Genomic DNA, 10,639 nt, shown 5'->3' on the forward strand with positions numbered 1-10,639 from the left:
ATCCGTGTCCCGATCCGTGGCAAGCACCTGCGCGGCTGGCGCCGACGTCACAACCGGGACCACACGAAGATCCGCAGCCTTGGTGAACGCGCCATTGCGACCCTCAAGTCCTGGCGGCTCCTGCGAAAGCTCCGCTGTAGTACCACCCGCATCACAGCCGTCGTCCGAGCCGTCGTCGCCCTCGAACTCGCCAACTGATCAAGATGGAAAAGGCTCACTGCGCTCATGAGCATGCCTGCACCCGCTGCCCGGTTCTGATCGTTGGACCGAGCGAGAGGCCAAGGCTCGAAGAAATCCGTGACAACCTTCGCGGAAGAATGGCCGAGGCTGAAAGGGAAGGATGCTTGGGTGAGGTCGAGGGGCTCTCAGCCAGCCTTGCAGCCGCAGAAGAGAAGATCGCGAAGCTCGTTTCCAGGCAGGAACGGAGAGACTCGCCTGTATTCCTTGGAATCCCCTCGCTCGACCAACTCGTCGCCCGCACCAGCGTCACGGAGGAACCGCCGCGATGAGCCTGCTGCCGCGAATCTACGGGCTCCGCACCTCTCACAGCATCCCGCGCATGACCGCCCTACCATCGTCACCGGCGTTTCCGCCGCTTCGGTGACTTCCTCGATCGACGAGGTCCGGACCGCTTCTCTGTCGCAGATCTCCTGGACCCGCTCGCGTCCGACCAGTCGTCCCACACCTTCTCAAAGAAGTCCTTTTCTACAAACGGTTTGGGCTTCCCAGTGGCTTGCATGCTGAACAACAGTGAATACGCGTGCAGAGCTTCGGCACAGAGGGCCGCCATCCGATAGACACCCTTTCCGAACTCATAGATCATCTTTGGCGGTGATCCTTGGGCCGTCAGGTCCTTTAGGTAGAAAGTCCACCTAACCTTCAGATGTGCAATTGTTTCGAAAAAATGCCCCGTCGGCTCGTTGCGCGTCCAGTGCGCAAGGGCTGTGATCAGATAGTAGAGACTGCCAAGAAGGTAGAAAGCGGGTCCGCCGAGGTTCACTCCCAGCGCGGCCACGGTGGCCGAGCCGTCCATCCTCTTCTGGGTGCCGGAGCGAGCGATCTGCAGGCTGAGCGCGGCCCGATCGGCGCTGATCTCTTTGGCAAGCGACGTATCCCGGACGTCATGGCGCTCTAACAGATGAGCCAGCTCGTGCGCTACGACGAACGACCCGATGGCGTCGTAGGTCGTCCACATGAGGTCCGGCGCGGCATTCAGCAGCCGCAGGGTGATCGGTGACTGCCGGGCGGGCGGCTCGCATCTGCACACTTTGATCGACTGATCGACGAAGCGGCCGACAGCTTCTCCCACGCCATCCGGGTTCTTTCTGCGGGCATGAGCTAGGTTCACGGATCCCCACATGGATGATCGACTCTCGCCTGTGGGGGATAGGTCTACAATGTCGGCGGTCATCTCCAAGAAGTACGTGACCACGTCCATGAACCCGCGACTGATGAAAATAAAGTCCAGGTCACCTCCCGGCTGAGCATACGAGATAAAGTCCCTATTGACCGCCCCCCGAGCGGCTACCGGCTTAGTGCCTATCAGATTCGGGTGCCCGGGATCGACATCGGCCAGCAATTCCAGGACGTGATACTGGTAATTCACGTCAATGGCCGTGCGATACGCTGACCGGCCCCGCGCCCAGGAATATCCGAGTTCGTTAGCAAGATGCGGGTACTCAGCGAACAGCTTGGCAATGCTTCTGAGTAACATCTCGTGGCCACTGGGCCAGTCGTAGTTGTGTCCACCAGGCGCTTCATAGCCGTCGTCCATGGCGATGGCGGCGTTACGGACACGCGCGGCAACGTCATCACTAGTCAGCGTCATCGGTAGCCTCAGGGGCCCAGTACACGGCACAGTAACTGGTCATACCCGACCGGACTATCAGGACTGCGACTGTGGCCGCCGGCACGACGCCGAACTGGCTCGCGAGAAGATCTGCAATGGCCCCTGCCGTGGCGACCTTGTCGCCGTCCTGCGTAACCTTCTTGATCTTGGCGCTCTGACAGAGGGCCTGGCGAGTGGCATCCATCCACCTCGCCAGGACCCTGGTGCCCCTGTTGAGTGCGTCTTGCGGAAAGGCGCCGTGCGCGGCCGATCCGAGTTCCTTCAACAGATCGTCGTCGGCGAGCGTCATCAGCCGCTCGATCTCATCCCGCTCTATGGCGTCCTCCCAATGCTCGCTCCAATGAAGATGATCAGGCGTCATGCTATCGACGGCAGTGCGGGTTGACTCCGTTTCAGGCAAGCTTATGCGGCGAGGGAGCCCCGGCCAGGGGACGCCACCGGCGTCACCCTGCTCGTTGGGTAGGCATTGGAGCCGCTCCTGCGCAGGATTCCGCGGAGGCGCCGCCGACGGCCGGCCAGGCTCCACGCCTACAGGAGGGCACGACTACCACCATCTGCGGCGGTAGCCCCGCAGCGGGGGAACCCGCCACCGCATCGCCCGCAAGGGGTCGAGTCCTCACAGCGGCTCGGCCGCGCTGGGTGATCGAAAGAGTTGTCTTGGCTGGTCGGCTGCCGCCGTCTCCACCGCCGCTACGCAATGCGGAGAACCTTCCGGTCTTCGTCGGCATATCCACAACCTCATCGACTACCACTTAGTTCGGAGAAGGTCCTGTCACCGCAGCTATGGGAGGACCTGCTCACCGAGTACGGCTTCCGCATCGAGGCCATCGACCTGCTCCCGCACCCCGATGAGAGCACTCCGGTCATCCAGCAGCTCATCCGCGCCCGGCGCCTGCCCGCCCGGCCGGCGCGCGTCTCCAGCCGACCCCGCAGCACCCAAGCGCCGACCGCCCACGCGGCCGTAGGCGTCGGAGCGATCTCTGCTCAGCGAGCACGGCATCCTGCTGGGCCGGCACCACCGCGGCACCCTCGAACTGCCTGGCGGAAGCGTGGAAGGCAGGGTGACCACCCGGAGCTGGATGTTCTCGAACGGCTCGCCGCGCAAGTCGGTCATCCGGTCGGCGGCGACGTTACGCAGGTACTGCTGCACATCACGGCCCGGTCCGAGCGCGGGACGTCATCGCCCCCGTGGCGTTCGACGTAGGACGTCCAGTACCGGCGCAGAAGTTCTGCGAGGTGTGGCTCGGAAAGGCGTTGTGCTCGGTAGCGGATTCGTCGACCGCGGTCAGGTCGGTCCTGGACCGCGGTACGGCTTACCGTCCGCGCTCGCCTCGCGGCCCCGCAGGCCGGAGACCCCATTGCGGAGACACGGAAAAAGCGAATTGATAGTCGACCTGCGGCCCGGGTTGTTGCCGCTGGCGTTCCGGCATGTTCCGACCACCCGGGCGTACGTCGCCCGGCGGATCAGCGAGGGAAAGACCGCGAGAGACGCACGTCGCTGCCTCAAGCGTGCAATCTGTCGGCAGCTCTTCAAGCTCCTCGAACGAGGAGACCAGCCCACAGAGCAGATCACCACTGAACCCTTCTCGGTAAAGTCTCGCGACTCTTCGTGATCTTCGCGCTCAGGCGGTGCGGCCGTGTTCGAGCTGGAGCAGGACGAGGGCGGCCCAGGCGATGCGGGTGATGGCCGCAGGGTTGAGGCTGACTCTGCGCAGGGCCTTGATGTCGCATGACAACACAGCTCAGGCTCAGCCAGATTGGAAGAAGATCAAAGAGCCTGATCGCATGCGGCGGGTCGGCCGCAGTGATATCCCTGATCGAGCCGTGCTGTCCGTCCGCCTCGGCTGACGAGCTGCTACGGCCATGACTACCGAGCGGCGCCCATTCCGCGGCATCCATCGCTCCCCGGCTCTACCAAGGAGACGCCCTGCGAATGCACATGAAGCGACTGTTGCAGATTCTCCTTGTGTGCGTCTATGCAGGCATCCTCTGGTACCTGTTGAACCACGGGCTGGAAGAGACCGGTTGGCTGGCCGGTGTCCTCGCCGCTCTCCTCCTCCCGTTCGCGGCATATCTTCCGTCGCTCGTCATCCGGCAACAAGGGTCGAGCACCGCGCAGGTATCAGAGGCTCTCGATACCCTCTCCCACTCCGCGGCTGAGGCCCCGCATCTTTGGATGGAGCAACTCGGCCTGCATATACAAGAGTTGGCTGCCGTCCCTTGGGGACGACCACCCGGCACTGTCCTGGTGGACGCGAATGTGCGCGCCTCAGGTAGCGGTCTGCGGGGCAACAGCCGGGACATCGACACAGTGGTCGGTGACTTCCTTGCGTTGAAGCCTCCGCGGCTCGTCATTACCGGCGAGGCCGGCTCCGGCAAGAGCTGCCTTGCCATCCGGATAGCTCAAGCTATCGTTGAGCGGCGCCGCGATCCGGCGCATGCGGACTTGCCGCTGCCTGTGATCTTTCCACTGGCTGAGTGGTCGCCCAAGGCATGGGACGGTGGGCACTGGAAGTGGCGCCCACACCGTGGACGCAACAGTCTCGAACGGTGGATGGTTTCACTCATACATCAGCAATGCCCTGATCTGCGCGGCTCTGCTCGCTTCGGGCCCAACGCGGCCGAGTTGCTGATCAGAAACGGGAAGATCCTGCCGGTGTTCGATGGACTGGACGAGATCCCGCAACCGGCGCGGGTGGCTGCACTGTCCGCGCTCAAGGATCAGTTCGACGACGGCCTACCCCTCATCCTCAGCGTCCGCCGCAAGGAATACGAACGAGCCGTGAAGGCCGTTTCCCGCAGCGAGAGGATCACCGAGGGGGTGATCCGACGTGCCGAGCTGATTCAGGCGGAGAAGCTGTCCCCTGTGGAAGCTGCCGGGTGGTTGGCGCCGCCAACCAGCTCGACAGAGTGGCAGGGTGCGTGGCGACCTGTGCAAAGGGTGATCGTCTCGGATCCGTCCCATCCTGTGACGGAGGCCCTGGACACGCCGCTGATGCTCTTCCTGGCTCGGTCCGCCTATCGCAAGGGCGGTGACCCCCGGGAGCTTCTCAACAGCTCGCGCTTTCCGGACCGGAAAGCCGTTCGCAACCATCTGCTTGACGCCTACATTCCGGCGCTACTGGGCGACCGATCGACCGACAGTCGGTCAACGCGGAGGAGGCAGGACCCCGCCGGCCGAACGGTTCGGACCATGGGAGCGACACGGTTGCAGTGTTATCTGGAGTGGCTCGCGTATCTGCATAGCGGCTCTCATCGATCGTATGCCCTAGCCAGCGCAAATATCGCAAAAGGCTCCGCCATCACTCGGAGACTTCCGTTCCACGCCGTGATGCTGGTCTCCGCCCTGGCTCTCGTGCCGTGGCTCGAAGCGATGTACCACCTGTGGTACGCAGCCACTCTCTCTGAGGGGAGCGGTCGAGCGCCAGGTGACGCAGGCAGGCAGCTCTTAGAGAAGTCTGACGGCGCACTGGACGGCATGGCAGCAGCGTTGCAAAACGTAAATTTCGGCCTAAACATCCCGTTGTGTGTGGTGCTTGGGGTGGTAGCCGCAGAGTTGGTGATCGCCATCGGCATGGGGGTGATGGAATGGCGCGGTCCCAGCCATGATCGAAAGGTGATCTCTGTCTGGATGGTTTCGCCTCTGCTCGGAATGATCCTTCTCGTTGCTTTGGAGCCGTTCCTCAGAGAGGCAGGTCTTACTCCAGCGTCGCTGCTTGACGGTAAGGACGACCGGCTGAACTCGGCCAACGGAAGTGTCGGCGCCCTTATGGCCTTCCTGCTGTGCTGCTTGGGCATCGCGGCAGGAGGCGGCCGGATGCATTTCGCGCCGCGAGGGCACCGTCGGGTCAGGCTTGCCCGCGGGTGGCTCATCTTGCCTTTCGGATGCGCAGCCGTGGTGGCGGCTGTCACCCTCTGGCGGTCCGCTGATCCTCCTCTTGACCATGTTCCAGGCTGGCCAGTGGGCCCACTCCTGACCGCGCTTGCCGCGATCTCTGGTGCGGCCATCAGTTTCCTGGGCTCCGGCTGGGTCTTCCTCCGAGCCGCTCATGCCGAAGCGGTACTGAGAGGACGGCTGCCGCCTCGGCTCTTCGGCTTCATGGAAGACATGCATCGGTTGGGTGTTCTGCGCCTCACCGGCTCCACATACCAGTTCCGGCACGCCGAACTCCAGGACCGGTTGGCCGAGCTGGGGCGAGACCGCTGGGCATAGCCCACTTCGGCAACCGGCTCACCAATGAGATGTTCTCGGGAACGGGTTGGCTGCGGAGTGTGATGACCAGCGGGGTGGCCACGGGCGGAAAGATGTGAAGCCCCTGGTAGGAACGGGTCCGCAAAGATCAAGTTCCGGCCGAGAGGCTTCACGTGCCGTCCCGTATCACCTACACCGCCGTGCTCGACGTCAGCAGGCAGACCGCCGAGTTCCTCCGCCCGACTCCTCCAGCAGCACCGCGAGCGGCTCGGCACGCGCAAGGGCACCCGCGCACTGAGCCCGTTCAAGCAGGACGTCCTGGTCCTACGCTGGTTCGTCGACGGCACGCCCGTGGCTCAACTCGCCCGGGACAACGGCATCTCCGGTCCGACCGCGTACCGCTACCTGCACGAAGGACTCACCGTGCTGTCCGACCACGCCCCGGACCTGGCCACCGCGCTGGAGCGAGCCGTCGTGGCCGGCCACACTCACCTCAACCTCGATGGCACTGTGGTGCGCACCGACCGCGTCGCCGCGCCCGGCCCCAACGGCGCGGATCTATGGTGGTCAGGCAAACACCGACACCACGGCGGCAACGTGCAGGTCATCTCTGCCCCGGACGGCTGGCCGCTATGGGTCTCGCCAGTGCGGCCGGGACGCGAGCACGACACCACCTGTGCCCGCGCCCACGGCCTGGTCAACGCCCTGAACCGGCTCGCCGCCACCCTGGGCATCCCCTCCCTGACCGACCTCGGAGAACGCCGGAGAGGGTCTGCGCCACTCGGTCAAGAAGCCCAAAGGGGGCGAACTCACTGAGCCCGACAAGGCGTTCAACGCCGTGATCCGGATATCCACGCCATCGCCGAACGCGCCAACGCCCTGCTGAAGGTCACCTTCAAGGCCCTGTGTCGGCGTACAAGTGAACGTGGCTCTGGCAAGATTTTCGTAGCCGGAGATCATCCCGGTGCGGGCAGTTGCCTGGTTTGCGGGGTGGGCAGCCTTTGAGTGTGTTCTGTTGAACTGTCAGAGCTGTTACCGCACTTGGCCGGGTTGCTGGTGTTCTCGGTCGATACTTCTGGTTCCGTCGTGGTGATCGAGGCTCGTACGCGCTCCCGTGTTCCAGCAGGATGTAGCGGGTGCGGCGTCGTGAGCGACTGGACCCACAGTCGCTATGTCCGGCATCTCGCCGATGCGGCGTTCGGCGGCCGGCCGGTCCGGATCGACTTGTCCGTGCGCCGTCTGTACTGCGAGAACGGGTCCTGCCCGAAGGTGACCTTCGCCGAACAGGTTCCAGGGTTGACCGTGCGCTACCAGCGGCGAACGCCGCTGCTGCAGCACCTGGTCGAGTCGGTCGGTGTTGTCCTGGCGGGTCGGGGTGGGGCCCGGATGCTGCGGGTCCTGAACGTCAGACTCTCGCGGTGCACGGTGCTTGCCCAGCTGATGCGGGTGCCGCTGCCGCCGCTGGCCGTACCCAGAGTGCTAGGGGTGGACGACTTCGCGCTCTACCGCGACACCTACGGCACTCTTCTGGTCGACGCCACCACCCGTCTCCCGCTCACCCTCTGGGAGCGACGCGACACCGAACAGCTCGGCATGTGGCTCCGTGAGCACCCAGGTGTTGAGGTTGCCTGCCGCGACGGCTCTCTCGCCTACCGACAGGGCATCGCAGTCGGCGCCCCGAATGCCGTGCAGGTCAGTGACCGCTTTCACCTTTGGCAGGGCCTCTCCCGTCGAGTTCACGACATCACCTCCGGCCACCGCGGATGCCTGCCCACAGCGCTGCCCCCGATGAACGGGACCGGTCTCGCACCGGTCGAGGAGCCCATCGAGACGACCGTCGAGGACACGCGAGCCGCGCGCCACGCCCGAAGGCTTTTCGAGGCCGTGCAGGCCCTGACCCGCACCGGCCGGAGCCACAGCTCCGTGGCCCGGGAGCTCGGCCTGAACCGCCGAACCGTCAGCAAGTACGCCCGGGCCCGCACCTGGCAAGAGATGGTGCGTCGCCCGCCCCGCAAGCCCTCCAGCCTGGATCCCTACCTCGACTACCTGCAACAACGCTGGGACGAGGGGCAACACAGCGCGAAGATCCTGCACGAGGAACTGCGATCCAAGGGCTACCTCGGCCACTACCAGCGGGTGAAAATGGCCGTCGCACCTCTGCGGCGCGGCCTGCCCCTGGACGAGCCACGCGAGCGACCGCCCTCCCCACGTGAAGCTGCCCGCTGGATTACCATCCACCCGCACCGCCGCAGCCCGCATATTAACGACCGCCTGCCCCGGCTCCTCGGCCACTGCCCTGAACTCAGGACCGCTCACGACCTGGTCCGCCGATTCGCCGCCATGGTCGAAAACCGCGACGCGGCACCCTTGCCAGAGTGGCTGGACGACCTCGCGAACAGCGGACTGGCTCCGCTGACCGGCCTTGCCCGAGCCCTGTGCGAAGACCGGCATGCCGTCGCCCAGGGAATCACCACCACTTACAACTCCGGGGTGAACGAAGGTCGCATCACCGATGTCAAACTGCAGAAACGCCTCATGGCCGGACGCGCTGGTGTCTCCCTTCTCCGCCACCGCGTCGTCCTGATCGCCCACCTCCGCCGCCGATTCGCGGACTGATCGACCACCCTCCCGGGCTCGGCAACGTTCCCTGAAATCTGACGCCGTGGTTTGGTCGTCCCGAATGCTCCGTCGCCCGGCGGGGGCTGTCACCCATGGATGCCAGAATCGGCGGCATGACTCTGTGCGACTACTTCGCCGCCGCTGACGACCACACAGCCGCCGCCGTGGCACAGGCGCCCGGTGGCCCGACCCACGCCGCACTCGACGTGGTTTCTCTCAAGGGCATCGACCCGGTGGTCGCCATCGCCCAGCTGGAAGGGATCGCGACCGGCTGCAGCTATGAGGAAGCCAGCCAGCGCCCGCGATCCGGACAGCTGCTGTCCCCGCCGGAAGTCGACGGTCCCCTCGTGTTCAGCCTGTCGGACTCCCTGATCGAGGCACTCATCACTGCGACACCGGATGACCTCGTCCGGTTCGCCGAGCCATGGTCCAAGACGGATGAACTGCAGCAGAGCCAGGTCGATGCCGAGACCGCGGCCGATGTTCTGCAAGCCCTGGCCAGCTTGGCCCGTCGTGCTCGGGCGAGCCGCATGGGTCTGTATTGCTGGTGGTCACTGTGACTCAGCAGCGTCGGCCTTCAAGCGTCGACACAAGATGATCTCCGGCTACGAAAATCTTGCCAGAGCCGTGAACGTGCACCACCACGTACGAATGAGAGTGCACCGTTCTTGAGGCGTTGAAAGGCCGTGGCCGGGAGCCTGCTGTCGTCGGTTGGGATCGGCGGAGGGCGGCTGACAGTGGTGTTGGACCCGCATCGGTGGCTGGAGCTGAGGCGGTTTCGCGGTCTGTACGAGTCAGGTGCGATGAGCCTGCGGGAGGTCGCGAAGGAGACCGGGCTGAACCGTCGCACGGTGGCCAAGTACCTGTCTGGTGAGGTTCCGGTTGCGCCGCCGAAGAGGGCTGCGAACGGTCAGCCGCGTCGGCGGGTGGTGGACGAGGTCGCCCCGCTAGTCGACGCGATGCTGCGGGCGGAGATCCTGCTCAAGGGGGCAGTGATCCACGAGCGTCTGGTGGCGGAGTACGGATTCACCGGCAACTACCAGCGCGTCAAAATGTACTTGCAGGAGGCCAGGCCGCGGATCGCGGAGGAGCTGGGTATCAGCCCGGGTGAGCTGGCCGGCCTGCACCGCCGGATCGAGGTGGTGCCCGGAGCTCAGGCCCAGGTGGACTGGGGGGATGAGGGCAAGATTCTCGCCCATGTCGGGATCCCGAAGGTCTACTCGTTCCACATGACGCTGTCGTACTCGCGAGATCCGTTCTGCTGCTTCACCACCAGTCAGGACCTGGCCACCTTCTTCGAATGCCATCGGCAGGCGTTTGCCCATTTCGGCGGTGTCCCGATGTCGATCGTCTACGACCGGACCAAGACCGTGGTCCGTCGGCATGTCGCCCCTGGCGAGGCAGTTCCGCTGCATCCGGAGGCGGTGGCATTCGCCGGGCACTATGACTTCGATCCCAACGTCCTGGCCGCCTACCGGCCAACCGGAAAGGGCCGGGTCGAGCGACAGGTCCTGATCGTCCGCGACCACGTCCTGGCCGGACGCGCCTTCTCCTCCATCGAGGAACTGAACGCCGCGTTCACGGCCTGGGTTCCGCTGCGGCGGGCCAAGGTCCACGGCACTCACGGCGAGGTTATCGGTCTGCGGGCGGTCCGCGATCACATGGCCCTCCGCCCACTGCCGGCCACTCCATACGTCGTCGTCCAGCGGCACCTTCGCTACGTCGGCAAGGACTGCCTCGTCGCCTTCGAAGCGAACCTCTACTCAGTGCCGGCTCTACCGATCCGCCCGCGGCAACTGGTCGAGATCAGGGCCACGAAGTCCCAGGTCACCCTGCATGCCACCACACCCGACCGCCAGGGAGAGACCCTGCTGGCCACCCACCCGCGGGCAGTTGGCCGCGGCGCCAGGGTCGTGGACGAGCGGCACTGGGACGGTCTGCCCACCGGAGCCGGCCGCCGCGTCACAGCGGGCGGAGAC

The 10,639-nt window shown here is 65.1% G+C and carries 7 protein-coding genes and 2 pseudogenes; 6 read left to right on the top strand and 3 right to left on the bottom strand.

What is annotated here, in order from left to right; translation table 11 throughout:
* The coding region (locus tag ACWGO0_RS36900) for a transposase family protein (RefSeq protein ID WP_453544823.1) at positions 1–198 on the top strand (198 nt) is incomplete at its 5' end.
* Between the two features lie 379 nt (positions 199–577).
* Here ACWGO0_RS36900 and ACWGO0_RS36905 read toward each other — a convergent pair.
* The 3 genes and pseudogenes from ACWGO0_RS36905 to ACWGO0_RS36915 form a co-directional block, all read right to left on the bottom strand.
* Positions 578–1,774: a hypothetical protein gene (locus ACWGO0_RS36905; RefSeq protein WP_453544824.1), complete on the bottom strand. Its 1,197-nt coding sequence runs from the start codon at positions 1,772–1,774 to the stop codon at positions 578–580.
* Between the two features lie 40 nt (positions 1,775–1,814).
* The gene (locus tag ACWGO0_RS36910) at positions 1,815–2,210 is read right to left on the bottom strand and encodes a hypothetical protein (RefSeq protein ID WP_453544825.1); all 396 of its coding nucleotides are present in this window, start codon (positions 2,208–2,210) and stop codon (positions 1,815–1,817) included.
* 1,261 nt (positions 2,211–3,471) lie between these two features.
* Positions 3,472–3,576 (bottom strand): annotated as a pseudogene (locus ACWGO0_RS36915) (IS5/IS1182 family transposase); the annotation flags it as partial.
* A 206-nt stretch (positions 3,577–3,782) separates the two neighbouring features.
* Here ACWGO0_RS36915 and ACWGO0_RS36920 point away from each other — a divergent pair.
* From ACWGO0_RS36920 to istA, 5 genes and pseudogenes are all read left to right on the top strand, one after another.
* Positions 3,783–6,062, top strand: coding sequence for an NACHT domain-containing protein (locus ACWGO0_RS36920; RefSeq protein ID WP_453544826.1), 2,280 nt, complete (start codon positions 3,783–3,785; stop codon positions 6,060–6,062).
* Positions 6,063–6,214: 152 nt separating this feature from the next.
* Positions 6,215–6,953: pseudogene (locus ACWGO0_RS36925) on the top strand (transposase family protein); the annotation flags it as partial.
* Between the two features lie 144 nt (positions 6,954–7,097).
* A complete protein-coding gene (locus ACWGO0_RS36930) occupies positions 7,098–8,657 on the top strand; it encodes an ISL3 family transposase (protein ID WP_453544829.1) in 1,560 nt (519 codons plus the stop codon).
* A 95-nt stretch (positions 8,658–8,752) separates the two neighbouring features.
* The gene (locus ACWGO0_RS36935) at positions 8,753–9,220 is read left to right on the top strand and encodes a hypothetical protein (protein ID WP_453544827.1); all 468 of its coding nucleotides are present in this window, start codon (positions 8,753–8,755) and stop codon (positions 9,218–9,220) included.
* 243 nt (positions 9,221–9,463) lie between these two features.
* A partial coding sequence (gene istA / locus ACWGO0_RS36940; RefSeq protein WP_453544828.1) for an IS21 family transposase occupies positions 9,464–10,639 on the top strand: 1,176 nt, incomplete at its 3' end.

It is taken from the genome of Streptomyces sp. NPDC055749 (assembly GCF_053617235.1).

Bases quoted from the DNA above. Each gene is read 5' to 3' on its own strand.
- ACWGO0_RS36905 (WP_453544824.1), bottom strand. From the start codon at position 1,774: ATGGACGACGGCTATGAAGCGCCTGGTGGACACAACTACGACTGGCCC.
- ACWGO0_RS36910 (WP_453544825.1), bottom strand. From the start codon at position 2,210: ATGACGCCTGATCATCTTCATTGGAGCGAGCATTGGGAGGACGCCATA.
- ACWGO0_RS36920 (WP_453544826.1), top strand. From the start codon at position 3,783: ATGCACATGAAGCGACTGTTGCAGATTCTCCTTGTGTGCGTCTATGCA.
- ACWGO0_RS36935 (WP_453544827.1), top strand. From the start codon at position 8,753: ATGGATGCCAGAATCGGCGGCATGACTCTGTGCGACTACTTCGCCGCC.